Raw genomic sequence first — 25,519 nt, 5'->3', positions numbered from 1 at the left:
GTGTCCATGGCTTCGTCCCGGCCGCCGGCCGAATAATGGATGCGGCCGTAAGGCCGTCGACAGCGAATCGCAGCCTGTGGCCTGCCGCGGCGCACGATTTCCGGCATCCGGCGCCTTCGAATGTCGGGCGCCGGACGCGCCGCAGCCGCCCCGCTACGTGATTCGCTGCAGCGCGCAAAATCGGCTTCATATATATTCATACGAATTGCACCGTATCAGGCCCCGATTCGCCCGCTTTCCCGGTCGGCACATCGCGGGGCAGGACGCGACGCAAGTGAAGCCCATGACGGGTACGGAGACTCGTCCGATCGCCCCGACCTCGCCGTCGGCCGGTCGAGACGTCAATAGCAAGAAAATTCAATTCGGAGATGGCAGATGGAACGAAGCACTGTCGGCATGCGCTGCAAACCCCTGATCACCGTCGTACTGGCTGCCGCCGCGTTCGCGGCCGCATCGACCGCGATGGCCGACCAGGTCGTGAAGATCGGCAGCGTCGAACCGACGACGGGCGGCATCTCGCACCTCGGCAAGGACAACGAGAACGGTGCGCGCCTCGCGGTCGAGGAAATCAATGCGAAGGGGCTCACGATCGGCGGCAAGAAGATCACGCTGCAACTCGATGCGCAGGATGACGCGGCCGACCCGCGCCAGGCCACGCAGGTCGCGCAGAAGCTCGTCGACGACAAGGTCGTCGCCGTCATCGGCCACCTGAACTCGGGCACGTCGATCCCGGCGTCGAAGATCTACAGCGACGCGGGCATCGTGCAGATCTCGCCGTCGGCCACGAACCCGACCTACACGCAGCAAGGCTTCAAGACGACCTACCGCGTGGTCGCGACCGACGCGCAGCAAGGCCCGGCGCTCGCGAGCTACGCGCAGTCGAAGGGTGTGAAGAGCGTGGCGGTGATCGACGATTCGACCGCGTACGGCCAGGGCCTCGCGAACGAGTTCGAGAAGAAGGCGAAGGCGCTCGGCCTGAAGGTGCTGTCGCACGACGCGACCAACGACAAGGCAGTCGACTTCCGCGCGATTCTCACCAAGGTCAAGGGCGAGAACCCGGACGCGATCATGTACGGCGGCATGGACGCCACCGGCGGCCCGCTCGCGAAGCAGGCGAAGCAGCTCGGCCTGCGCGCGAAGATCCTGTCGGGCGACGGCGTGTGCACCGACTCGCTGGCCGATCTGGCCGGCCCGGCGGCCGACAACGTGCTGTGCTCGCAGGCCGGCGCGGCGCTCGAGAAGATGCCGGGCGGCGCGGACTTCCTCGCGAAGTATCAGAAGCGCTTCAACCAGGGCATCAAGTTCGATGCGCCGTTCGCGTATGACGCGGTCTACATCGCGGTCGACGCGATGAAGCGCGCGAACTCGACCGACCCGGCGAAGATCCTCGCGGCGATGCCGTCGACGAAGTACGAAGGCGTGATCGGCACGACGACGTTCGATTCGAAGGGCGACCTGACGCACGGGATCATCTCGATCTACGGCTACAAGAGCGGCAAGAAGACCTTCCTCGACCAGGTGAAGATGTAACCCGCCGCGGCGCCGGCACGACGGGAACGCCACCCGTCGGCGCCGGCGCCGCGCGGGCCGATTTCTGATTCACGGAGACGAAGCATCATGTGTGCAATGGCGTATGCGGAATTCCAACAGGAGTTGAAGAAGGCACAGCTGACGGCGCGCGAGTTCGCCCGGCTGATCCGGATGAACGAAAGCTCGATCACCAACTATTCGAGCAAGGGCACGGTCCCGTCCCACCTCGCGGTCATCGCGAAACTGATCGGCACGATGGCTGCGCACGAGATCGATTTCCGGCGCGTGATCCGGCAAATGCGGATCGAACCGAAACGGCCGCGCGGCGGCGGTGCGTTTCCTGCGGCGGAAAAGCCGCGTTCCGAAACGACCCACGACGTCGAGTCGTGAGCTGCGGGCGGTTCGTTCCGCGCCGATTGCAGTTGCCAGTGCATCGTCGCCGCTAAGCGACACGTGATGGCGTATCGCCGCGGGATTCCTGACATCGTCATTCGCAGATCAAAATGAAATAGTCCCCGATTGCGAAGTAAAGATGTCACTTGCCGCCTGACATTGAAGGCAAGGCGCGAAATCGCGGTGCAATCATGGTATTACGCGTCGCAGATTGACGTTGTCACTGGCCGCGGCGTCGCGAAGCCCCCGGTCAACTCGTCACCACTCTGTCGCGGCCAGCGCGATCGTGGTCACGCGTTTCCCGGATCGCCAGTTTCGGCTCACGACCATACTGGCGTGATAGCAAGGCTTCTCATCGTTCGAAACTCTTCACTCTCACCTCCGACCTGACGTCGTCGGGGACTTCGAGCTGCAACAGCCACGCGCGCCAGGCCGCCACACGCTGCCCGATATCGGCCGGCTGGCTGCCCATCCTCGAGACATGAGATCGGTTGCGACGGCAAGGACACGAACAGACCGAGCTTCTTGAGGTGTTTTTCGCAGAGCGGCGTGTTGGCCGCGCGGCCGAAATGGCGTCCACACGTCTGGCAGTCGAACATCGGCAGCCGGCCGATCTGACAGGCTTAGAAGCCGGCGCTGACAATGTGGCCGCCGCCACAGCGGGGGCGCGGTTCGCGGACAGGATGGCGGAGATCTGTACTGTCAGAAACACCGTCAGTCCCAGGTCCTCGCCTGTCGCCTCGGCGTAGTGGGCGGTCGAGCGGCTCGAGCGCGTCTTCATCAAAACTGGGCCGTCAGTTGAAACCCTAGCGTCACCCGGGCTGTCGGGAAACCGGAGGGCTTGTACACCGGCGTGCCAGCGAACAGGTCATAGCCGTAGCCACCGAAGCGCGTCGCGACGCTGCCCTTGACGCCGATCACCGCCCCCGCGAGTTGCGTGCCAACCAGCGCGATCGGCTGCGGGCCCCATACTCGTCCGTAGTCGAGGCCCGCGTAGGCCGCCAGCCCGGTCTGTCCGATCGGCATTTGCAGCTCGTTGCGCCAGTAGAGGCCGCGCGCGGCCGCCAACATCGTTTCGCCGTCGAAGCCGCGCACCGTATAGCGACTACCGATGGTCAGGTCATCGATGTAGTAAAGCGTATTGCCGGTGAACTGGCCGTGAATCGATCCGACGTAGCGGAACGGCTGCTTGCCGATCGCGAATGGGACCGACAGGTTCGCATCTACGACCGCCATCTTGTATCGGTAGGTCGGGCCGCCGCCTGCCGCGAGCAGGTCGTCTCGTGCACCGAATGCGCCAACGCCCTGACGGTACGCGAGTGTGCCGTCGAACTGCGCGCCGGCGAAGTAGTGGCGATCGGTCAGACCGAGTTCAACAACCGTATTGTTGCGGCGCTGCTGTGGAATTTCCGTTGCTTCGATGAAGCTTTCGCCGAAGCGGCGCGACAGCCGGACGTAGGCGCCGAGTACGTCGTTCTGACTACGTGCGAGCACGCGGGCCAGTTTGAAATCGATCGTTTTTGAATTGCCGCTCGCCACGAACGTCTGGTTCACACCGGCAATCTGCTGATAGTAGGTGTTCGTGTACGCAGCCAGCGTCGCGGTCCAGTAGCCCCATGGAATCGAATAGAAGCCGTTCCAGCCGTGCGAGCCCAAACGCTTGTCGCCGAATTCGAGATCTTGACTCACGCCGACATTGAAAATGTCGTTCAGGCCAAGCGGGTTGTCGATGCCGATCGACAGGTTGCCCTGCAGCCTGCCCGTCGCGCGCGTGCCCGAATTGTCGATCGACGCGACGACGGTCCAGGGTTTGCCGCGCTTCACATCCAGCACCACGTCGCTTTCGCCGGGCAGGTCCGCCGGCACAATTTGCATCGACACGTCCTGGCTGGTGACGCGCTTCATTTGTTCCAGGCCTTGTTCGAGGTCGCGCAGGTTCAACAGGTCGCCGTCACGCGTCGGGAATGCCGTCTTCCAGGTGCCGCGCAATTTCTCGTCGGCGAAGCGGACATGCCGGATCGTGCCGGGCACCAGTGCAAGCTTCAACGTACCCGTCGTTAAGTCTTGTTCCGGCAGCAGCACACGCGTCGTGATGTAGCCGCGCGCCAGGACCGCGCGAGACAGACCCTTGACGATCGTATCGATACCTTGCTTGCCGACGCACTGGCCCGCGTAGTGGGCGAGCCATTCACGCGCGAAGGCGAAGCGGTCCATCGGCAGGGCGGATGCCCCGATTGCCTTGGCGGCATCGGGTAACGAATCCGGCACGTCGAGCGCAAACCGATCGATGCGGAAACACGGCTGTTCGGCCGGCAACGTCGGATACGTTTCGATCTGCGGCACGTCCGACCGGACGGAAGGGGCACGCACCACAGCTTCACGCTGCTGTGCGTCACGTTGTTGTTGCGCCTGTCGGTCCTGTTCGGCGTTCGCGCGCGCGGCAGCGGCTTGATCGGCGGGCGTTGGCGCCTGTTGCGCTTGCGCTGCGATCGACACCAGCGCCGAAATGGGCAACACCATCAATTGCCGTTTTAATTTCATTTATTCTAAATTTATCCAATAAAACAAGCAAAATCTCATGTGCGCCGACGATCAACTTTAAAGCAATGCGATCAACTCAGAATCGGTCATGCTGGCATCGCCGAAATGGAAGAGATTGACCAAGGCAGCCGCAACTTCAGTATAGATTGCCTCGCTGGAGCCCATTAATCCATGCGCCGCGCAGTTGATGACAAGTTTTCCTGTTGCTACTGAATCGATGCGCGAGCAGGCAGCATCAATGCCAGCGATAACCCCACCAACATACTCAGCAGGCAAGCCTACGCGTACTTCATCGTTCAGACCTGCCAAATTCTCAGAAAGGATTCGCTCAGAAGAGGATGACAAGTAAATCTCGACAGACAAACTATCACTCTCTACTGGCTCAAAATACCCACCGACCAACCCGTACATTGATCTGGCGCCAAGCGGAACGAATAGTTCGACCGCGCCGCTCCGAACTTTTGCGAGCCCCGGATTTTTCACTGTGACGACGTGAGAGGCCATATCCAATGGGTGGTATGTGGCATCAGGAAGCTCGTTAATCCAAAGTCGGGCTTTCCGAAATTTCTCGAGATTAAATGTCTTCATTTTTTAGGGGGAAGGCCAGCGGCGGCTCTCCAGGCGTTATTAAACAAACTAGGATTGGCATCAATTACTTCGGGGGCATATAGCTGGAATGGCGAAACACCATATTTCGTCACTGCCGCTGCGTGTGCCACATCATAACTCATGCCTTGCCGCATGAGGGTTGACTCTGTTAACTCGTGCAGATAGAAATTTGCATCAGCACCCGTAACACTTTGACCGTTGGCGAAAGCGCTTTGCAAGCGCTGCAACATACCCGCATTTGCTGCATCGTCACCAAATTGGCTCAGATGGCTAGAAACGATCTCCAACCCTTTTTTCGAAACGGCCACGCTCTCAGCACTTACTCCCGAGACAAGTTGCTTAACAGCATTTCCTTCACCGAAGGTTAGAACACCTAGAGCGGCATCACCAATCGAACCAACTGCCAGCGCGACCCCCATACCCACGTTGCCGTTGGCAAGTGCCGTCTGAGCTTGGGTCGCCATCTTGTGGCCAGGCACTATCTCAAGAGCGGCGTTACCGAACTGTTTAGCGTAGCTCAGTCCCTTGTCAAGGAACTCACTCCCAGTTCCTCCCGTACCCGTAGCGTTGCTCTGGTCGCGGTTGTACAGGTCAGCATTCGTTGCCGTGAACGCGCCCGACGTTCCGCCGATCAAAGCGCCGCCGGCACCGGCTAGCACGTTCGACAGAACGTTGCCGGTCAGCATCGAACCTGTACTATTGCCGACCGAATCGGCAAGACTGTTCAGCTTGCCTGCTACTGCCGACGAAAGGGCAGCACCTGCGGCACCCGCAAGCGCGTTACCGCCGCCCAATCCCGCAAGGGCCGCACCACCAGCCGTATGCATCAGTACGCGATTCGTGCCGCCTTCTGCCCATGAATCCGCCTCGGCTTGATAGGCGGCCTGTGCCGTCGTGTCGCCCGCTGCCTTGGCGGCATCGGCCGCGCGTTGTGCGTCTTTCTGCTTCGTATCCGCATAGGCCCCGATACCTTGCGCGACGACCTGACCAGCCGCCTGTCCCGCATTCATCAGGTCCGCCTGCCGGTCCAGCAGGTTTTGCACGTCCGGTGTCTTCGATACGCTTCCGTTCAGGTTCGACGTGTCGCGATTCAGGTTTGCCACGTCCTGCGTCTGGCCCGCCGGATTCGTGATATTTATCGTGCCCGCGCTCACGCCGCTACGCGTGGTCGCGTTCTCGCTACCGCTGTCCGACTGCGAAATCATCGGCGTGACGCCGCCCGAACCGCTGACCGACCCCGGTCCGATGGCCTTGCCGGTGACCCCGACTCCGGCACCCGCGCTCAGGCCGCTGCTGTCCGCGTTGTAGGTTGAATGGTTTTCGATATCGCGAGTGGTCAGCGTGCCCGTCGTCAGCGAGTTTTTCGACGCGTCGGCCGTGCTGGCGATCTTCGCGCCCGTCAGGTCCGTATTGTCCTTGACGTTCACATTGAAGCCACCGTCGCCCGCCTGAATCCCGGCCTGTTCGTTCACGCCCGCGTAGTCGCCGTTCGCGTTCCCCTTTGACGAACTGAAGCTGGCACTGCCGCCCATCGTGCTGACACTGAGGCCGCCGCCTGCGCTGCTTTGATGCGCGCTGCTGACGGTCGTATCCTGCACGCTGCGCATGTTCAGATTGCCGCCCACGTCCGCCGTGACCGTCCGGCCCGAGACAGTCGAGCCAATCACGTTCGTGTCGCCGCCGCTGATCATCGTCACGCTGTTCGCGCCGGTCACGTGCGAGTTGTTCTGCATCACGGCGTCGCTGTTGCCGTCGCCGTGTGCGCGCGACATGGCTGCTGACACCCCGATACCGTTCGTGCCGATCGATACACCAACGCTCGCGCTTGATGACGAATTCGAGCTGCGCGTTGAATCCGTGTTCGTCGTGTTTTGCAGGTCGATCTGATTCTTCGCGGCCAGCAACACGTCGTTGCCCGACACGTTCGAACCCGCCACCGTGATATTGCCGCTACCCGGCGTGCCGTTGCCGGTTGCAATCAGCGAAGTGGTGCCGCCGGCCGTGACGTTCGAGCCGCGCTGCGTCGTCTGGCTTTCCGACGTATCAAGACGGCTGTGACTCGATCCGACGCTGACCTGAACGCCAATGCTCGGGGTGCCGCCGCCCGCGAGTGCGCCACCGGTCAGGCCGGCCACGCCCATCGCGGCATTTCCGGCCGCTGCAAATGCATGCAGGGCAGTGGCACGGCTGTCGCCGCTACCGCTCCTGGCCGCCTGCGCCTGCTGATACGCACCATTGATCGCATCGCCGACGCTGCCCGACAGGCCGAGCGTGACGCCGCTACTGCTGGTTGTCTCGCTATGCGTCTTGCTGCCGGTATCCGTCGCCGAATCGATCACGATGTTCGATGCCGTACCCGCCAGGTTCTTGCCGGCGATCAGGTCGCTACCCGTGACGTGCAGAGTATCGCCCGCCGTCACATTCAGGTTGCCGTTGAGCGAACCCACCGTGCTCGCATTGTTCGTGACGGACGACGCGTGATCCGTGTCATTCTTCTTCTGTGTGCCGATACTCACGCTCAGGCCGCTCGTTCCCAGACCCGAATGGGTTTCGCGGTAATAGCTGTCCTGGGTGGTCGTGTCCTTGGACGTCGTGATATTGACGTTGTTCGTCGCGCTCAGATTGACATCGTTCGTGCCGACGATCGTGCTGCCTTGCACCATCAAATCATGTCCCGCCTGGACATTGACAGTATTGCCCGACACGGTACTGCCGACGCCGACATTCGAATGCCTGTCTTGCATCGAATCGGTCTTCGTGCTGCTGACGAAACTACCGCGCTGAACTTGCACCGACTGATACGCGTCGTGTTCCTCGCGTGCTTCGTTGATCGTGACGTTGCCTGTCGCCCCGATGTTCGCCGCACCCGCACCGTTCTCGACACCGTTCGTCATGCCAGCGGTGACGGACGAACCCGTGAGCGTCACATTGCCTTTCGACGCGTCGGCGCTCGCCGCCGCAAGCGTGGCGTTACCACCCGCCGTGAATTGCGTACCAACGGCGTGTTCGTCGTAGTTGTGATCGACTTCCTTGCGCGTCTTGCTGTCCGCCGCGACGTTATCGAGCTTCGCGGTATCCGTGACCGCCGTCGCCACCATGTTACCGCCTGCGAGCACCGACAAATCCTTACCGGCCGAAACGGTCGCACCCTTGAGCGTCGTATCGTTACCGCTTTGCATCCCCAGGCTGCCGCCTGCGGTGACGCCGCTCGTCACGTTCGTCGTCTTGGATTCTTCCCAATGATGCTGGTCGTTCAGATACATCGACTGGTTCGTAGTCGACTGCACCGTATCGACGTTGATATCCCGGCCCGCCGTCACAAGGGCATTGCCGCCGGCCGACAGGTTCGCGCCGTGCAGCGTCAGGTCGCGACCCGCTTGCGCGGACAGATCGCCGGTTGCCGCAATGGTGCCTTGCTGGCCGATCAAGCTCGTATTGACCTGGCTCGCCCCTGAAGCACCAGTGGCGCCCACCGCATCCACCAGTGTCGTATTGACGATATCGCGACCGGCCGACACGGCAACCCGGTTGCCGGTGATCATGCCCGACGCGTTCACGACATCATTGCTCGCCGACACGACCGTCGTGCCGTTCGTGCCGCTACTCGAAATCGTGCCGCCTCGATTCAGGATATCGGTGGCAGAAATGACGGTCTTCGTACCACCCTTGATGACACCCGAATTGGTCGTGCTGCCGATCGTATGAATTTCCACATCGTCGGCCGCGATCAAGCCGCCAGTCGGCTGCAGGTCGTTCGCATGCGTCTGCGCCATATAGACGACCGGGGCCAACACGTGCGTCGTGCTGCCGTCCGGAAGCGTCACGGCCTGGTCGACCAGCCACACGATATCGCTCGTCAGCGCATCCATTTGCGCGGCCGTCAGTGCCATGCCCGGCACCAGGCCAAACTCGTTCGCGTAGTTCGCACCGTTCGTCATCAGCGCCCGATACTCGTCTTCGGCGCTTGCGTAACCCGGCAGGAAAGTGCGCCCCGTCAACTGCGTAATCTGGTTGCGCACCATTTGCTGTTCATACATCCCGTCGCCCAGCCGCTTTTCGATGCTCGCGGGGTTCAGGTTCAACTGGCCGAGCATGTAATCGCTCGAGATGAAATTCGTATAGCTCGTCAACCGAGGATCGGTCACGACCAGATAGGGCTGGCCCGGTGCGGAATGAATCGAGTACATGCCGCTCGTCGGCAACGTGATCGACAATGCGCCGGTTGCACTTGCGACCGATTGCAGCGCTGGGACCGTGGTCGAACCGCTGGCCGTGCTGACCTTGGTCAGGTTGCCGCCCGACACGCCTTGATTGGCCGAATTGTTGCCGAGCGTGCCGCCCGTCGCGCCGGTTGCGGAATTCTGCGCGGCGACGTTCTGGTTATTGACGCTCTGCGCGTCGATCGACACCGACTGATTCGCGATGATCGTGCCACCGGTTCCGCCGATGGCCACCGGCGTGTGGACCACGGGCGGTTCAACGATCGTGCCGCGATCCTGCGTCGTGTCTTCGTTCCACGCATACATCGACACGATGTTGTCGGTCTGGTACTGATACAGCGTTCGGCCAACGTTGTTCACGACCGTGCCGCCATAGCTGCCGCTACCAACGGCCCCGTTTTGCTGCGTGCTACCGATTTGAATCGACTTGCCGGCCGCGATCGCGCTGTAGTCGTTGTTGATCGTGCCGACGTTCGCCATCGTGATGCTGCCGCCCGCGACGAGTTGCGCTTGCTGTGCCTGACTCGTCACCTTGTCCTGCTGAGTGGTGGAAGTCGTATCGCGCCAGATTTCGACCCGCTGATAGCCGTTGTGGCCGTCGCTGCGCGTCGTGTATTCCGTATCCGGGACGTAGTTCACGTGCGGGTCGTATGCGTCCCAATAGTTGACCGTAACCGATCCGTCCGCGTTGGTCGTCAGCGTGTTGTAGTAAATCGTCTGCTGCTTGCCGTTCACGTTCACGACCAGCACCTTGTCGGTCGCGTTCGGTCCGGACGATTCTGAGACAACCTGCGAAGGGCTATAGCTCGAAGTGAGAGGCGTCTTATAACCGTTCACCCACATCGCCTGCGAGCAGCCACCGTTCGGGTCCGCATTCATCGTCGCGCAAACAATGTATTTCTGACGCTTGGTTTCGTGCGTGGTCGTCGTACCGGTCGTTTCGGTCGTCACCGTCGGCGCGGGGCGCGTATTGGTGAACGTGCCTGCCGCGAGCTCGATGTTGCCCTGCGCTTCGATCGTGGATTGATCGTTCAGCACGTTTTGCGTGCGGTTCGCGAGCAAGCCGTTGGTGTCGCGCTGGCTGTTCGCCGCGATATTGATATCGCCAACGCTGTACAGGTTTGCGCCACCCGTGTTCGACAGTTGGTTCGACGCATACAGGTTCAACTGATTCGCGGCAGCAAAGACGGCAGCGGCCCCCGTGTTGTTGATCGTCGCCGCGTTCGCCGTGACGTTGTTTCCGATCACGGTTCCCGTATTATTCAGCGTCGCGCTGTGGGTCGTGACCGTATCGCCTTCGATACGGCCGGCGTTATCGATCGTGCCGCCATTCGCGTTGACCGTCGTGCTGGCAGAATTCAAATCCGCGCCGCTCTGGTTCTCAACGTTCGCAGCGCTCACCGTGAGCGCGCCGTTGGCATCCATCACGCCTTGGTTCGTCAACTTGCCCGACGTGGTGAAATTCAGATCACCATTCGCGTGCAGCTTGTTCGCGGCTGTCTGCGTGTAGTCGCCGGTAAGCGAAACCGAACCGTTGCGACCGGCAACAATCGAACCGTCGCCCGTCAGCGTGCCCGCTGTCAGCGACAAATCCTGATCGCTGCCGATCGCACCTCCCGAATTCGACAACGTACCTGTTTGAATCGCAATACTGCCGCCGCTGCCGGCGTCATTGCCGATCTTGCCCGACGTGTTGTCGATCGATGCCGTTTGCAACGAAAGCACACCGTTGGCGTGCACCGATCCGCCCTGATTCGACAGAGCAGCGTTCGCGCCGGTGAGCGTCAGCTTGTTCGCGGCCGACAACACGCCGTTCCCATTATTGACGCTGCTTGCGACGATCAACGCCAGGTCATGCCCGGCCAGCGTCTGACCGCCTTGCGCGTTCGTGAGGGCTTGTGTCGTCAGCGACACATCGCCGTTGCCGCCGATCGTGCCTGCGCCGGCCTTGCCCGATGCATTCGTGTTGGTGATCGAGGCGCCGCCGTCGATCGTCGTCGCCCCGGTGCCGATATTGACGATGCGGCCGTCGCTGTTGTCGATGGTCGAACCCGACAATTGGAGCGTCGCCGTTGTGCCGTTGGCTTCGATTTCGCCGCCCACGTTGCTCACCGCACCCAGGGCCGCGACCTTCAGGTTGCCGTTCGATTGAACGAGACCCGCCGCGTTCGTGAACGAACCGTTCGACTGCACGGACAGCGATTGTGCGGCCAACAGCGACCCATTCGAATTATCCGCACTACCAGCCTGAATCGACACGTCGCCGTTGCCGCCGATCGTGCCGCCTGCTGTATTGGTCAACGCGTTCGTCGTCGTGACGGACAGCGCATCCGTCCCGAGCGCCTTAATGGCACCGCCGTCGTTTGCCAAGCTGTCGGCCGCGACCGTCACACCGTGGTTCGCCTCTACCGTACCCGCACGGTTGTTGATCGCCCCGTGCGATTTCAACGTGATGCTGTCGGCACCGATGTAACCGCCCGCACTGTTGTCGAGCGATTGCACGCCAAGCGTGGCCTGCCGTTGCGCGGACAAGGTACCGGCCTGATTCGACAGGGCAGCGGCGGTCAGCGCAAGCGCACCGTTGGTCGCGATCGAACCGCCTTGGTTCGACAATGCACCGGTTCCGATGGTCAGCGTCCCGCTCCCGGCGTGCGCGATTCTGCCGTGGTCGTTGATCAACGCGGCAGGTGTGAGGCTCAGGTCGGTGCTGTTCGTCTGCACCGTTCCCGAACTATTGTCGAGCGTACCGGAAACGGTGACCGTGGTCGGGTTCGTCCCGGTCTGCATGATCGAGCCTGACCGGTTTTCAAGGTCGGTCGCCGTCAGCGACAACCGGCTGGCCTGTATCGCGCCTGAACTATTGTCCAAATTGGCCGCGCGAACGTTTGCCTGCGCGCCGGCAGCAATGCTGCCGGATGCATTAGCCAGGTACGCGCCCGCATCGATCGATGCGTTCTGCCCGGCTGTCAGCGAACCGCTGCCGTTGTCCACGGATTGCGCAACGACGGTCAGATCGGTTGCGGCGCTGATCGATCCGTGATTGGCAAGGCTGCCGGCCTGTACCGACACATTGCCGTCGCCGCCGATCACGCCGCCTTGCGCGCCGTTCACGGTCGTGCCCGCTGCGTTCGTCAGTTGGCCGCTCGTCGTGACGGACAGGCCGTCGCTGTTCAACGACGTTACCCGCCCGGCGGCATTCTGAAGCGAAGCACCGGCCACCTTCATTTGACCGGCGCTTTGGAGGATGCCTTGCTGATTGTCGATCGCACCGCCTTCCACGTCCGCGGTGTTCTGCGATACCAGTGTGCCGGCCTGATTCGAAAGCGCTCCGGTCGTGCGAACGGTCAGTGGCCCCTGCGACGACACCGTGCCGCCCTGGTTTGACACGCTGCCCGCCGTCAGCGTCGCGCTGCTCTGGCTCGACAGATTGCCGTGGTCGTTGATCAACGCCCCCGATGCGCTCGCATTGAGCGGGCCCTGTGCGCTTGTCGTCGCACGCGAGAGGTTCAGGTCGCCTGCGTTTGCGTTCAAGGCGAGGCTGCCGTTCGCCGCCGTTTGACTGCCAGCGAGATTGACTCCGCCGCCCGTGAGGGTCGCATTGCCACCCGCGAGGTTTTGGCCGGTCGCGTTCAACTGGCCGGTCGTCGTGATTTGCAGGTTGCCGGGTTGCGTGACCGCGCCGTTGCTGTCGACGCCGGCACCGATACCGCCCGTCGAATTCAGCGATCCCGCATTGATGCCGACGTTTTGTTGCGCGGCAAGCATGCCGGTGTTCGTCACGTCTGCGCCGGTACTTACCGACACCGATTGTTGACTGTACGTCGTGCCGCTGTTCTGGACGCCGCCTGCCGCGGTTACGGCGACGTTGCCAAGCGAACTGATCTTGCCGGACTGCATCAACCGCCCATCGGTCGTGAGCGTCATGCCGGCCGCGTCCGCCGAAAGAGTGCCGGCATTCTGGACACCCACGGCGCTCCCCGAGCTCACCAGAAAGATGCGGTTACTGTACATGCCGCCGAGCTGGCCCACGTCGATCGCAACCGCCGGAGCCGCGCCATCGCCCTGAATCGGGCGCGCCGCGAGCGTGTCGTGATTGACCTGGTTCGCACCGGCGATCACATTCAGATTTTTGGCGTAAATCGCGGCATTCGTTTGAATCGCACGCGATATAATGTCGACCTGATCGATATTCGATGCGTTCAGTCCCGATCCTGCGACAGTGACGAGACCGCGATTAACATTAAATCCGGCCAGCGAGCCGTCGGAACCGTAGTACGGTACGCCCGTGGTCAGGACGGCGCGTGAGGTATTAACAAAGCCCGCCCCATCCAGAAAAATCCCCGAAGGATTCGCAATCACCAGTTCGGCTTTCTGGCCGGCAATCTCGATCGCGCCGCGAATTTGGGATGCGTTCGGGCTGTTGACCTGGTTGACGATGATGCGCGCCGCATCGTTCGGTCCGAAATTCGGGTTGCCGTTGATATAACCCGCTTGTTGCGTGTTAACGATGGTGGGCGAGTTATTGAGTATCGCGCCGGGTTTTTGTACGTCGAATTGATTATAGGTGTTTAATGAAACACCTGAACTTCCAGGCTTATTGATATTGACTTGTGGCAATCCATTTTGCGTTTGGATCACTGACGGCGCATTCGCGCCGCCGCCCACAATCTGTGCATTCGCCCAAATCGGCGTCGCGCCCGCGGCGACCAGTACCGCGAAGGCGGCATGCCGTAATGCAAATCGCGCGCGCGTGTGCGGTACGTGCGCCACGACACGGGCTTCGCCTCGGCATGCCTTACCAGACGTGCTGGCGGTTTCTTCAACGGCAACCAGCATACCGCGAACACGACTGAAGACCAGTCGGTAGTTATTCTTGTTCATTCTGGTCTCTACTCGCGAATCGCACTTCGGATTATTTGACGGTGCATCATCTCGTAGAATGCACGTCCGCGTCTCGCGCAGGTAAGTTAACAATTGTCAAACGTGCCGTAAGCGGGACTCAAGTGCCGCTTTTAACATGCATCCGATTGACCTGCGCGTGCCGCCCATCACAGTAGTGCGCAAGCGCTTGTGCATCTATCGCCATCGATTGGATTACGGCGTTATTGGTTGGCTCCACTTCGCATAATGCGTATTCGCCCAATTTGATTCAGACACCGGTGAATCGACGAGATTGTTCTGGTGGAGCTGTCAATAAAACCCTCAACTCAGGGGGCGAACGCCTTGATCGACGGAGATCCTGGCGCGGCGGAACCAATTTGCTTCACGCCATTCGCGCCGATCGCGATCCCGCGACAACCCCGTCGCACCCTGCCGCGCGGAAGATGCGAAACCGCCCCTCCGCGCCGCGCCGCCACTCGCCTGCCTGCGTCGACCCGACGCTAGTGCGGAGCGAGATACGCTTTCACCGCCGGTAGCGCCGGCTTGCCATCGAACGTCGTGACGCCGGCCAGCCACGTGTCCAGCATCGACGTGTTCTTTTTCAGCCACTGCGCCGCGGCCTGGTTCGGATCCTGATGGTTCATGATCGGAATCATCAAATGATTCTCGAGCTCGGTCGTGAAGTGCAGGTTCGACGCGAACTTCGCGACGTTCGGGCACCGCGCCTCGTAATCCGGCGGCTCGACCGTGAACACCTTGGCCTCACCGTAGTTCGGGCCGAACACGTCATCGCCACCGGACAGGTAATTGATCCGGTATTGCGCATTCATCGGATGAGGCTCCCAGGCCAGAAACACGATCCACTGCTTGTCCCGAACGGCCCGGTTGAGCTCGACGAGCATGCCCGCCTCGCTCGACTCGACCAGCTTGAACTTGCCGATCCCGTCCTTGTTCTCCCGGATCATCTTGCCGATCAACTGGTTGCCGTCGTTCCCCGGTTCGATCCCGTAAATGCGGTTCTGCAGCTTGTCCGCATACTTCGGCAGATCCGCGAACGTCCTGAGCCCCGCCTGATACACGTAATCCGGCACCGCCAGCGTGAATTTCGCGCCTTTCAGGTTCGGCTCGGGAAGGACCTTGATCGAGCCGCTCTTGACGAACGGCGCGATGATCGGATCCATCGACGGCGACCAGTAGCCGAGGAAAATGTCGATCTGCTTGCTCTTGACCCCGGCAAACGTGATCGGCACCGATGCGATGGTCTTCGACGGGTTGTAGCCCAGCGCGGTCAGCATCGTGGTGGCCAGCCCGGTCGTCGCCGCGATGTCGCTCCAGCCGACATCGGCCATCCGCACGTTCCTGCAGGTCGCCGGCTCCGCCGCGCCGGCGGAATGGGCTGCCGCGGACATGCACAGCGCGGCGACCAGTGCAGCCATACCAGTTCGATTCATGGTGATACCTCGGGTTGCGTCGTTGAAATGATCGGGATCAGGCCAGCGCACCGGCCGATTCGCGGGCCCGGCGTTCGTGACTCGGTGCGTGTCCGAAAAAAGTGCGAAAGGCCTTGCTGAAATGCGTCACGCTCTGGAATCCGCAGGTCTTCGTGACGTTCGCGATCGACATGTTCGAGTAGCGGATCAGTTTCCGCGCACGCTTCAAGCGCAGGCCGACGTAGTACTCGTGCGGCGTCATGTCCAGTGCCTCCCTGAAGACGCGCTGCAGGTGGCGCATCGATACGCCTGTCAACCGGGCCAGATCCGGCACGGTCAGCGGCTCCTCGATATTCGCCTCCATCAGCCGCACCGTCTCGATCAGTTCCTCGCGTGAAAAACCCACCCGCGACGCGATGGGAATCGGCTGGGGATCGGTCACGGCCCTGACCCGCTCGATCGAGAATTGCTCGGAGATGTGCCGAGCCATCGGCGGCCCGAGATCCGACGTGATCAGGTGCAGCATCAGGTCCAGCGGTGCCGTTCCACCGGTGCAGGTGAGGCGATCGCGGTCGATGGCGAAGAGTTCGTCGACGAAACGGACGTCCGGAAACTCGGCATGCAGCTCGGACAGCACCTCCCAGTGAACCGCGCAGCGATAGCCGTCGAGCAGGCCGCTCGCCATCAATGCATAGGCCCCCGTGCACAGCCCGCCCACCGCGACCCCGCGCCCGGCCAGGGTCTGCAGCAGTCGTTTCGTTCCGTCGTCCACGGCGTCCCGGACGTCCCATCCGCCGCAGACGAACATCACGTCGGGCATGCTCGCGGCGAGGTCCAGCGGACACGCCGGCCCCGCGACGATACCGTTGCTGGCGCGGATCGCCGTTTCGTCGACCGAGTAAATCGTCCAGTCGTAGCGGGAGAAGCCGAGCAGCTGGTTGGCCATTCGCAGTGCCTCGATCGCACTCGTCAGCGCGATCATCGAATACTTTTCCAATATCAGGAATCCGAAATGACTGAATGTCGATTTCATCGCATCGATCCTCTCAACCTCTATTCAACCGGCATCATGCCTGCCGGACGGCGCCCGCTTTCACCCGCCGCCGGCCGCCCCTATTCCGTGCATTGCCCGACGATCCAGTCGCAGAAGATCCGCGCCTCCGGGCTCAACAAGGTATCGCTCGGGTGCAGCAGATAAAACCCGCGGCCGGTCCGCACCGAGGTTTCGATCGGCCGCACCAGCACCCCGGTCGCCAGCATGTCGTCGGCCAGATAGCGCCACCCCATCGCGATGCCCTGCCCGCCCATCGCGGCCTGCAGGACCGCCGGATAGTTGTTGATGTAGAGATCCTGCCGCGGTTCGGTCAGCGCGATGTCGTGATGCGCGAACCAGGTCGCCCAGTCCATCCAGTCCCAATGACGCGTCTCGAGATGGATCAGCGTCGCGCGCAGCAGATCCCGCGTGTGCGCCATCGGCGCGAGTCGGGCCAGATACGCCGGCGTGCACACCGGGAAGATCTCTTCCTCGAGCAGGAAGCGCGCGTTGCAGGCCGGCCAGTAGCCGTCGCCGAACTGAATCGCCAGGTCCGCGCCTTCCCGGATGTTTCGCGTGTCCTCGTCCGACGCATCGACGTGAATGATGATCTCCGGATGCTCGGCCCGAAACTTCGGCAGGCGCGGAATCAGCCAGTGCGACGCGATCGCCAGATCCGCCGACACCGTGACGGTCGACGTAGACGCCTGCACGCGCAGCTCGTACGCGGCGGCAGCCAGCAGATCCAGCGCCGCATTGACGGTCCGCTGAAACTTCCGCCCGCCGTCGGTGAGCGACACCGCCTTGTGAGACCGCACGAACAACGCGCAGCCCAGCGTTTCCTCGAGCAACCGGATCTGCCGGCTGATCGCGCTCTGCGTCACGCACAGTTCCTCGGCGGCACTCGTGAAGCTTTCGTGCCGGGCCGCTGCCTCGAACGCGGTGAGATACGACAGCGGCGGGAGGTGCTTCAAGCGGCTAACCATGTCGGGGGCTTCTCTCGGGACGGAAGTCGGTCGTATTGCGGCGCGTCGAAGCGGGCGGGCCGCCGCGCCGGCGCAACGCGCGTTGCCGCCCGAGCCGCGCAGGTTCATCGACGCGAACATCACTGCCCTTTCACCAGTGAAATGCCACGACCCGCCTGCACCGGCCAGCGGGTATCTCGCTGCGCGGCGAACAGCGCTTCGAGCCGCGCCAGCGTCTGCGCGCGAAACGCCGTGCTGCGCCGAAGCGTCATGTCGACGTGCAGCAAAAGGGCTTCCATCGTAGCAAAGTGTTCGGCGTCGATCGGGTGCCGCATGGTCAGGAAAACCCGACATTTCTTGCTGTCGTGCTCGAGCACGCGGGCCGTGACGACGAACGGCGCGCCCGTGCCGATTTCCTTCAGGTAATGAACGACGGTCTGCAGCGTATAGACCGACACCCGCTCGCGAGACCGGAATGCGTCGTCCATCCCGATGCTGTCCAGCCACCGGTCGATCGACTCGCTGAACACGCGCACGTAGCACGCGTCGTTCATGTGCCCGTTGTAGTCGATCCACTCCGCGCGTACCTGCCCTTCATGGACCACGAGTTCCGCGTGCATCTGGCTCCATCCTTCGACGTGTCGTCAACGTAGGCCGGGCGGCGGCTTCCCGGCCGGCGCCCGGCGGGTTTCATCGGGCCGCAACCTTCCGCTCGCCCACCACATCGATCGCGCGGGTCGGATACGCCGCATCCGTGATCGCCTTGCTCGCTTCGACGATCTTGCGGTCGCGCTCCGCCGCCAGGTCGTGAAACTGCCGGCCGTCTTCTTCCGCCTTCACGCCGTCGACCAGCATCTGGATCGTCTGTGGATCGAGCGTCGGATGGCCGAGATCGTCCCACCAGCGATGGAACGACGGCGCAAAACGCTCGCAGAAGACGCCGAGCCCGTGGCCGCCGCTGCCGAGGTTGAACAGCATGTGCGGCCCCATGACCGACCATCGCAGGCCCGGGCCGGCGGAGACGGCCTTGTCGACGTCGCCGACCGTCGCGACCCCTTCGACCACCAGATGAATCGCCTCCCGCCACAGTGCCGCCTGCAGCCGGTTCGCGACGTGGCCCGGCACTTCCTTGTTGACCCGGATCGTGATCTTTCCGCATGCGGCATAGAACTGCTCGGCGAGCTCCAGCACGCCGGGCTCGGTCTTCTCGTTGCCCAGCAGTTCGACCAGCGGAATCAGATGGGGCGGATTGAACGGATGCCCGAGGATGAAACGGCCCGGATTCTTCCAGCCCGCCTGCATTTCCTTCACCAGCAGGCCCGATGCGCTGGAGCAGACGATCGCGCGGGGATCGAGATGATCCTCGATGCGCCGGTACAGCGCGTGCTTGACGTCGATCCGTTCGGGCACGCTTTCCTGCACGAACTGCGCGCGGGCCACGGCTTCCTCGGGCGTCGCCACGAAGCGCAGCCGTCCCGGGTCGCCCCGCCGCGCCAACCCCAGCCGCTCCAGGCTCGGCCACGCGTGACGCACATAGTCGCGAACGAACGCCTCCCCTTCCGGCGACGGATCGTATACGTCGACCTCCAGCCCGGCCGCCAGAAACAGCGCGGCCCAGCTTGCGCCGATCGTGCCGGCGCCGAGAATGCCTACGACTTCGATGCCATGAGGCATGTCATGCAGCGTGCTCATCGTGCTCTTCCATCCTGAATTCGAGTATCGGGAGACAGGCGGCCGATATCCGCCCGCCGGGGTTTTTACAAGTCCAGCACCAGTCGAGGCGATTTCGACCGGGAACAACACACCGCCATCACGTCGTTCGCGCGCTTCTCGTCGTCGGTCAGGATGTGGTCGCGATGCTCCGGCACGCCGTCGACCACGTCGGTCAGGCATGCGCCGCACACGCCTTGTTCACAGACCGTGCTGATGTCGAACCCCGCCTGCTTCAACACCTGCAGAACGCTCTTGTCGGCGGGCACGTCCAGGTCCAGGCCGGATCTGCACAGATGAATCCGGAACGCCGTGTTCTTCGCTGCGTCTGCCGTCTCGGCCGCGAAGCGCTCGAAATGCACGGTTCCCGCCGGCCAGTGCGATGCCGCGGCTTCCACCGCGTTCATCAGGCCGCCGGGGCCGCAGCAATAGAGATGGCGGCCTTCCGTCACGTCGGACAGCAGCGACCGGACGTCGAGCCCCTTGCCCGGATCGCCCCCGTCGAAATGCAGGTGGACGTGCGCCGCGAACGGCACACCGCGCCGCAGGAGATCGACGAACGCCGCATCCTGCTCGCGCCGCGCGCAGTAGTGCAGCGCGAACGGCTGCCCTTCGCTGAACAGGCGAGTCGCCATCGACAGGATCGGCGTGATCCCGATGCCGCCCGCGATCAGCAGCGACGACGTCGCGCCGGCCGCCATCGGAAAGTGGTTGAACGGTCCGCTGATCCGCACCTGCGCGCCGACACCCACCTGGTCATGGACAAAGCGCGAGCCGCCACGGCTGGCCGGATCCTTCAATACGGCGATCCGGTAGGTGTTCCGGACCCCCGCTTCTTCATAAAGCGAATACTGTCGGGTGATGCCGTTTTCCAGATGGACGGCCACGTGCGCGCCCGGTTCGTAGGCAGGCAGGTCCGCATCGTCTTCCCTGGCCAGCGCGTAGCTGCGAATACCGTTGGCCTCGTCGGCCACGGCCCGCACGATCAGCACCTGCCGGTCCAGTGCGCCGCTTTGATGTTGCGTCATCGTTACCTCTGGAGAGTGGATGCCGGGTCGCCGCCGGTCCGCCGGCAGGCGATACCCGCTCGCCGAAAATCGTCCGCTACACGTGTGCGATCTGTACGTGCCGCACGGTCGTGTAGTTCTCGAGCGCGTAGACGGACATGTCGCTCCCGTATCCGGAAGCCTTCATGCCGCCGTGCGGCATTTCGGCTGTTGCCACGCCATGCGCGTTGATCCACGTGATGCCGCACCGCAGGCGTGACGCGACCGTCATCGCCTTGCCCACGTCGCGTGTCCAGATCGACGACGCGAGGCCATACGGGCTGTCGTTCGCGTGATGAATCGCCTGTTCCGTCCCGCTGAACCGCGTGATGGAAATGACCGGGCCGAACACCTCGCGCTGAACGATCTCGTCGTCCTGCCGCGCATTCGCGATGATCGTCGGCTCGTAGAAGTAGCCGCCGCCGGCAACTTCACGCCCGCCGGTCACGATCTCCACATGGCGCAGGTCGCGCGCGCGGTCCACGAAGCCGGCGATACGCCGGCGATGGCCTTCGGAGATCACCGGCCCCATTTCGGTACGCGAATCGTCCGGTGCGCCGAGCCTGATCGTCGCGACGCGATTCCCCAGATCCGCGACGAAGGTGTCGTAGATCCTGTCCTCGACGTAGAGCCGGCAAGGCTGCGCACAATCCTGCCCGGCGTTGAAGAACGCCGCGCCGCGTATGCCTTCGACGGCCGCATCCAGGTTCGCGTCGTCGAACACGATGACCGGCGCCTTCCCGCCCAGCTCCATGTGCGTATGCATCAGCTTGCGCGACGATGCCTCGAGAATCCGGCTCGCCGTCGCGGGGCCGCCGGTCAGCGACACGAGATCGAGCTGACGATGGTTGATCAGCGCGTTGCCCGTGGTGGCGCCGCGGCCGACGACCACGTTGACGACGCCGCGCGGAAAGATGTCGGCCGCGAGTTCCGCGACACGCAGCGACGTCAGCGGCGTGAGTTCCGACGGCTTCAGGACGACCGGGCAGCCGGCCGCCAGCGCCGGCGCCAGCTTCCACGCCGCCATCATCAGCGGATAGTTCCACGGCGCGATCGACCCCACCACGCCGACGGCATCGCGCCGGATCATCGACGTGAACCCGGCCACGTACTCGCCCGCGCTGGATGCCGACACGCACCGCGCCGCGCCGGCCATGAAGCGAAACACGTCGACGGTCAACGGAAGCTCGTCCGCCTTCACCGCGTGCAACGGCTTGCCGCAGTTCAGCGATTCGAGCGCCGCGAATTCGTCCGCGCGTTCCTCGATCGCATCCGCCAGCGCGAGCAGGCCTGCCGCGCGCACGCCCGGCGGCGTCGCGGACCACGACGGGAATGCCGCGGCCGCCGCCGCGACGGCCGCGTCGACCTGCTCGGCAGACGCATCGCGCATCGTGACGACGGTGTCGCCCGTCGCCGGGTTGACGACCGGAAACGCTTCTCCGTCGCCCGCTACCCGCTCACCATTGATCAGGTTCATCGTTTGCATGACTAATCGACCTGTTTGAGATCCGGAAAGATGTTCGACCGCCGTCAGAATCCGACCTGGTCGCGGCCCTTCAGGCCCAGCCGCGCGCGGGCTTCGGCAGGCGTCGCGACCTTGAAGCCGAGTTCCTCGACGATGCGCCGGATCTTGCGGACCTGGTCGGCGTTCGACGCCGCCAGCTGGCCGCGATCGATGTACAGGTTGTCCTCGAGCCCGACCCGCACGTTCCCGCCCATGACAGCCGACTGCGTCGCGAATTTCATCTGGTTGCGCCCCGCAGCGAGGACGGACCATTCGAAACCGTCGCCGAACAGGCGTTGCGCGATGCTGTGCAGATGGCTCAGGTTATCCGTATCGGCGCCCATCCCGCCGAGGATCCCGAAGATCATCTGGATGAAGAACGGCGGCTTCAGCAGCCCCTTGTCGACGAAATACGCGAGGTTGTACAGGTGGCCGAGGTCGTAGCACTCGAACTCGAAGCGCGTCCCGTGCGTATCGCCGAGTTCGCGCAGCGTGTATTCGATGTCCTTGAACGTGTTCTTGAACACGAAGTCGCGCGTCATGTCGAGGAACGCGGGCTCCCAGTCGTGCTGCCATTCGGTGTGCTTCTGCAGCATCGGGAAGATGCCGAAATTGAGCGACCCGCAGTTGAGCGAAGCCATCTCGGGCTTCGCGACGAGTGCCGCCTCGAGACGCTGTTCGAGCGTCATGCCGAGGCCGCCGCCGGTCGACACGTTGATGATCGCGTCGCTGTTCGCCTTGATGACGGGCAGGAACTGCATGAACACTTTCGGGTCGGGCGTCGGCCGCCCCGTTTCCGGGTCACGCGCATGCAGATGGATGATCGATGCGCCGGCTTCGGCCGCCGCGATCGATTCCGCCGCGATCTGCGCGGGCGTGATGGGCAGGTGCGGCGACATCGTGGGCGTGTGGATGCCGCCCGTTACCGCGCACGTGATGATGATGCTGTTCGACATGTTGATGGCCTTGACTGGGCAGGTTGGCCGGTGTTGCCGCGATCCCGTTCGCCACGACACACCGGTGTTCGCAATACGATTCGACCGCGCCGGCGTGGCGCGAACGCGTTACTTCAGCGCGTCCTGGTAGGCCTTCAGCACCAGCCCGTGGAAGTGATGAAGCGCGTGCTCGCTCATGCCCGACTGCTGCGGATCGCTCACGATCCGGCCGCTTTCGAACGCGGGCGTGCTCATCCCGCGCTGCACGCTCTCGACGAGGTCGATGTCCTCCTGCTGCAGCACGTCGCGGACGTAGTTGATCGCCTCGATCTCCTGCGGCGTCGGCTCGGCGGATTCGAAGTAGAAGTCGTAGGTCTCGATCGTGCGATCGGGCGCCACCGGGATGATGTTCAGCACGAGGAAATTCGCGCGGCCCGGGTAGCGCAGCAGGCACGTGTTGGGCCAGACCCACCACACCGCGTGGTCGTCGCAGGTCGCGCCTTCGACGCTGTAGGCCGTATTGCCGGCGTTGCCGCCTTTCGCCATGTGGCTCGAGTAGATCCCGTGCGTCGTCACCTTGTAGGTGTCGAACTGGAGCAGGCTCACGAAATCCTTGTGGGCGGTCGGGCAGTGGTAGCACTCGAGGAAGTTGTCGACGACGTTCTTCCAGTTCGACCGGATGTCGAACTGCAAACGGCGCGCGAACGTCAGCGTGCCGACGTCCGGCGCGAACCGGTCGATCTCGGCCTTCAGATCGCCGCTTTGCGACGCGAGCGATGCGGCGCCCGGGTCCATGTTCACGTACACGAACCCGCAGAACTCCTCGACCTGCACTTGCGACAGGCAGATGTCCTCTTTCCTGAAGTCGACCAGCGTCTCCGTCATCGGCGCCTGGCGCAGGCCGCCATCGAGGTTGTAGCTCCACGCGTGATACGGGCACGTGATCACGCGCGCCTTGCCTTCGCCGGCAAGCAGGTGATGCGCGCGGTGCTTGCAGACGTTGTAGAAAGCGCGCAGGCTGCCGGCCCGGTCGCGCACCACGGCGATGCTCCGGCCGGCCACGTCGGCCACATAGTAGGCGCCCGGCTCGCGCACCTTTTCCGCATGACACACCCACTGCCACGATCGGCGGAAAACGGCGTCCATTTCCGCGTCAAAGTACTTCGGGTCCGTGTAGCACTTCGCATTCAGCGTCGACGAGGCGGCGACGTCCTTCGCATTGAATGCACGGCCGGCGATCTCGAGGTCCTGCTGCGCGAGACATTCGCTCATTGCATGCTCCTGAAAGGGGGACGGGATTTTCGATTCGGCAAGTTGCGCTTCGGTGCTGAAGTTACGCATCGGCGATTGCCTTCGCAAACGATGAAAAAAAAGCCATTTGCCCCAAAAAAACTTGGGCAGGACGAACGCACGCGCGGCAACGTCACGAGCCGGCCGATTTTCATAACTTGATGTCGCAATTGCCGGTTTCCCGTTCCGGCGGCTTCGCTAGCATGGTGTGCAGCGCGGTTCCACTCTTCACGCGCGAACATGGGTGCCTTTCGAAACCGTTGCCCCGTCAATCCTTTCTCCCGGCCCGAACATGAAATCCAGAATGGCTCGCATGCTGACAACGCTGGTCCTTGCGTCGTCGCTGCCCGGCATGGCTTCCGCGCAAGACGACGCAGCGTGCCGGCCGGTGCGGCTCTCGAATATCGGCTGGACCGACATTACGGTCACCACGGCGCTGGCGTCGCTGCTGTTCGAGAGTCTCGGCTATCGTCCGGCGACGACGCTGTCGTCCGTGCCGATCTCCTTCGCCGGACTGAAAAGCCGGCAGATCGACGTGTCGCTCGGCTATTGGTGGCCCATTCAGGACAAGCAGATCCAGCCGTTCCTCGATTCGCATGCGTTCGTCAAGCTCGAGCCGCCGAACCTGTCCGGCGCGAAAGAGACGCTCGCCACGGTCGATTACGCGTACCAGCGCGGCCTCCGGTCGTTCGACGACATCGCGAAGCACCGGGCCGAACTCGACGGCAAGATCTACGGGATCGAACCGGGCAGCAGCGCGAACGCCACGATTCAACGGATGATCGACAACAACGAGCACGGCCTGCGCGGGTTCAAACTCGTCGAATCGAGCGAAGCCGGGATGCTGGTCACCGTCCAGCGCGCAGTGCGCGAAAAGAAGTGGTTGGTATTCATCGGCTGGGCGCCTCACCCGATGAACATCCAGGTGCCGATCCAGTATCTGTCCGGCGGCGACGCATCGTTCGGCCCGAACTACGGGGAAGCCAGGGTGTATACGCTGACGGCCAACGGCTTTGCGCAACGCTGCCCGAATGCCGGGCGGCTGGTGTCGAACCTGCGCTTTACGACCGACATGGAAAACCGGTTGATGCTCGACGTGATGAACAAGACCCGGCCGGACGACGCGGCAAGGGCATACCTCCGGCAACATCCCGACGTGCTCGACGGCTGGCTCGACGGTGTCACGAGCTTCGACGGCAAGAGCGGGCTTGCCACGGTGAAAGCAGCGCTCGGGCTATAGGCCATGGATGGCGCGGGCGACAGACATCGCCCGCTTCGCAAACGGAACACCGGAGAAAACGATGGCCGATCGATGGAAGGGTTTCCTGCTCCGCCTGCCGGCGCTTGCCATTCATTGCGCAGCGCTGCTCGCCCCGCATCCGCTGGAGCGGTGGTGCTCGATGGTGGACGAAGCAGGGAACCGGCGATAAGG

At 62.9% G+C, this 25,519-nt stretch carries 16 protein-coding genes; 4 read left to right on the top strand and 12 right to left on the bottom strand.

From position 1 onward, the window contains the following. The first annotated feature begins 375 nt into the window (after positions 1–375). Together G3O06_RS21170 and G3O06_RS21165 are read left to right on the top strand one after the other, a co-directional pair. A complete protein-coding gene (locus G3O06_RS21170; protein WP_205817413.1) occupies positions 376–1,530 on the top strand; it encodes a branched-chain amino acid ABC transporter substrate-binding protein in 1,155 nt (384 codons plus the stop codon). An 87-nt stretch (positions 1,531–1,617) separates the two neighbouring features. After that, positions 1,618–1,920 (top strand): XRE family transcriptional regulator, encoded by a 303-nt coding sequence (locus G3O06_RS21165; protein WP_205817412.1) that lies wholly within the window; start codon positions 1,618–1,620, stop codon positions 1,918–1,920. Between the two features lie 783 nt (positions 1,921–2,703). On the opposite strand, the gene G3O06_RS21160 is transcribed toward G3O06_RS21165, so the two are convergent. The 12 genes from G3O06_RS21160 to G3O06_RS21105 all read right to left on the bottom strand — a co-directional run bounded on the left by G3O06_RS21160 (position 2,704) and on the right by G3O06_RS21105 (position 24,069). After that, complete coding sequence (locus G3O06_RS21160; RefSeq protein WP_205817411.1) at positions 2,704–4,464, bottom strand: ShlB/FhaC/HecB family hemolysin secretion/activation protein; 1,761 nt, start codon at positions 4,462–4,464, stop codon at positions 2,704–2,706. Positions 4,465–4,521: 57 nt separating this feature from the next. After that, a complete protein-coding gene (locus tag G3O06_RS21155; protein ID WP_205817410.1) occupies positions 4,522–5,052 on the bottom strand; it encodes a hypothetical protein in 531 nt (176 codons plus the stop codon). After that, complete coding sequence (locus G3O06_RS21150) at positions 5,049–14,174, bottom strand: hemagglutinin repeat-containing protein (RefSeq protein ID WP_241020171.1); 9,126 nt, start codon at positions 14,172–14,174, stop codon at positions 5,049–5,051. Before G3O06_RS21150 ends, G3O06_RS21155 begins: the two co-directional genes overlap by 4 nt. 500 nt (positions 14,175–14,674) lie before the next feature. Beyond that, positions 14,675–15,583: a choline ABC transporter substrate-binding protein gene (locus G3O06_RS21145; protein ID WP_241020173.1), complete on the bottom strand. Its 909-nt coding sequence runs from the start codon at positions 15,581–15,583 to the stop codon at positions 14,675–14,677. A 79-nt stretch (positions 15,584–15,662) separates the two neighbouring features. Beyond that, positions 15,663–16,637 (bottom strand): GlxA family transcriptional regulator, encoded by a 975-nt coding sequence (locus G3O06_RS21140; RefSeq protein ID WP_205817408.1) that lies wholly within the window; start codon positions 16,635–16,637, stop codon positions 15,663–15,665. Positions 16,638–16,717: 80 nt separating this feature from the next. Beyond that, positions 16,718–17,611, bottom strand: coding sequence for a LysR substrate-binding domain-containing protein (locus tag G3O06_RS21135; RefSeq protein ID WP_174982046.1), 894 nt, complete (start codon positions 17,609–17,611; stop codon positions 16,718–16,720). Between the two features lie 131 nt (positions 17,612–17,742). Further along, positions 17,743–18,222, bottom strand: a complete 480-nt coding sequence (locus G3O06_RS21130; protein WP_205817407.1) for a thioesterase family protein — start codon at positions 18,220–18,222, stop codon at positions 17,743–17,745. A gap of 70 nt (positions 18,223–18,292) precedes the next feature. Then, positions 18,293–19,294 (bottom strand): 3-hydroxyacyl-CoA dehydrogenase NAD-binding domain-containing protein, encoded by a 1,002-nt coding sequence (locus tag G3O06_RS21125; protein WP_205817406.1) that lies wholly within the window; start codon positions 19,292–19,294, stop codon positions 18,293–18,295. A gap of 65 nt (positions 19,295–19,359) precedes the next feature. Then, on the bottom strand, positions 19,360–20,340 hold the full coding sequence (locus G3O06_RS21120) for a PDR/VanB family oxidoreductase (RefSeq protein ID WP_205817405.1): 981 nt from the start codon (positions 20,338–20,340) through the stop codon (positions 19,360–19,362). A 76-nt stretch (positions 20,341–20,416) separates the two neighbouring features. Beyond that, positions 20,417–21,844 carry a gamma-aminobutyraldehyde dehydrogenase gene (locus G3O06_RS21115; protein WP_205817404.1) on the bottom strand — a complete coding sequence of 476 codons (1,428 nt, stop codon included), beginning with the start codon at positions 21,842–21,844 and terminating at the stop codon, positions 20,417–20,419. A gap of 44 nt (positions 21,845–21,888) precedes the next feature. Then, positions 21,889–22,818, bottom strand: a complete 930-nt coding sequence (locus G3O06_RS21110; protein ID WP_174982056.1) for a 3-keto-5-aminohexanoate cleavage protein — start codon at positions 22,816–22,818, stop codon at positions 21,889–21,891. A gap of 108 nt (positions 22,819–22,926) precedes the next feature. Then, on the bottom strand, positions 22,927–24,069 hold the full coding sequence (locus G3O06_RS21105) for an SRPBCC family protein (RefSeq protein ID WP_205817403.1): 1,143 nt from the start codon (positions 24,067–24,069) through the stop codon (positions 22,927–22,929). A 331-nt stretch (positions 24,070–24,400) separates the two neighbouring features. On the opposite strand from G3O06_RS21105, the gene choX reads away from it, so the two are divergent. Both choX and G3O06_RS49770 read left to right on the top strand, forming a co-directional pair. Further along, positions 24,401–25,327, top strand: a complete 927-nt coding sequence (choX, locus tag G3O06_RS21100; RefSeq protein ID WP_241020170.1) for a choline ABC transporter substrate-binding protein — start codon at positions 24,401–24,403, stop codon at positions 25,325–25,327. Between the two features lie 61 nt (positions 25,328–25,388). Further along, positions 25,389–25,517: a hypothetical protein gene (locus tag G3O06_RS49770; RefSeq protein WP_277403740.1), complete on the top strand. Its 129-nt coding sequence runs from the start codon at positions 25,389–25,391 to the stop codon at positions 25,515–25,517. Positions 25,518–25,519 lie beyond the last annotated feature (2 nt).

It is taken from the genome of Burkholderia sp. Ac-20345, assembly GCF_017104825.1.
GTDB lineage: Bacteria > Pseudomonadota > Gammaproteobacteria > Burkholderiales > Burkholderiaceae > Burkholderia > Burkholderia lata_B.
The sequence above is the reverse complement of the archived record's forward strand: the minus strand, read 5'-3'. Positions and strand labels throughout refer to the sequence as shown.

Bases quoted from the DNA above. Each gene is read 5' to 3' on its own strand.
- G3O06_RS21170 (WP_205817413.1), top strand. From the start codon at position 376: ATGGAACGAAGCACTGTCGGCATGCGCTGCAAACCCCTGATCACCGTC.
- G3O06_RS21165 (WP_205817412.1), top strand. From the start codon at position 1,618: ATGTGTGCAATGGCGTATGCGGAATTCCAACAGGAGTTGAAGAAGGCA.
- G3O06_RS21160 (WP_205817411.1), bottom strand. From the start codon at position 4,464: ATGAAATTAAAACGGCAATTGATGGTGTTGCCCATTTCGGCGCTGGTG.
- G3O06_RS21155 (WP_205817410.1), bottom strand. From the start codon at position 5,052: ATGAAGACATTTAATCTCGAGAAATTTCGGAAAGCCCGACTTTGGATT.
- G3O06_RS21150 (WP_241020171.1), bottom strand. From the start codon at position 14,174: ATGAACAAGAATAACTACCGACTGGTCTTCAGTCGTGTTCGCGGTATG.
- G3O06_RS21145 (WP_241020173.1), bottom strand. From the start codon at position 15,583: ATGTCCGCGGCAGCCCATTCCGCCGGCGCGGCGGAGCCGGCGACCTGC.
- G3O06_RS21140 (WP_205817408.1), bottom strand. From the start codon at position 16,637: ATGAAATCGACATTCAGTCATTTCGGATTCCTGATATTGGAAAAGTAT.
- G3O06_RS21130 (WP_205817407.1), bottom strand. From the start codon at position 18,222: ATGCACGCGGAACTCGTGGTCCATGAAGGGCAGGTACGCGCGGAGTGG.
- G3O06_RS21125 (WP_205817406.1), bottom strand. From the start codon at position 19,294: ATGAGCACGCTGCATGACATGCCTCATGGCATCGAAGTCGTAGGCATT.
- G3O06_RS21120 (WP_205817405.1), bottom strand. From the start codon at position 20,340: ATGACGCAACATCAAAGCGGCGCACTGGACCGGCAGGTGCTGATCGTG.
- G3O06_RS21115 (WP_205817404.1), bottom strand. From the start codon at position 21,844: ATGCAAACGATGAACCTGATCAATGGTGAGCGGGTAGCGGGCGACGGA.
- G3O06_RS21110 (WP_174982056.1), bottom strand. From the start codon at position 22,818: ATGTCGAACAGCATCATCATCACGTGCGCGGTAACGGGCGGCATCCAC.
- G3O06_RS21105 (WP_205817403.1), bottom strand. From the start codon at position 24,069: ATGAGCGAATGTCTCGCGCAGCAGGACCTCGAGATCGCCGGCCGTGCA.
- choX (WP_241020170.1), top strand. From the start codon at position 24,401: ATGCTGACAACGCTGGTCCTTGCGTCGTCGCTGCCCGGCATGGCTTCC.
- G3O06_RS49770 (WP_277403740.1), top strand. From the start codon at position 25,389: ATGGCCGATCGATGGAAGGGTTTCCTGCTCCGCCTGCCGGCGCTTGCC.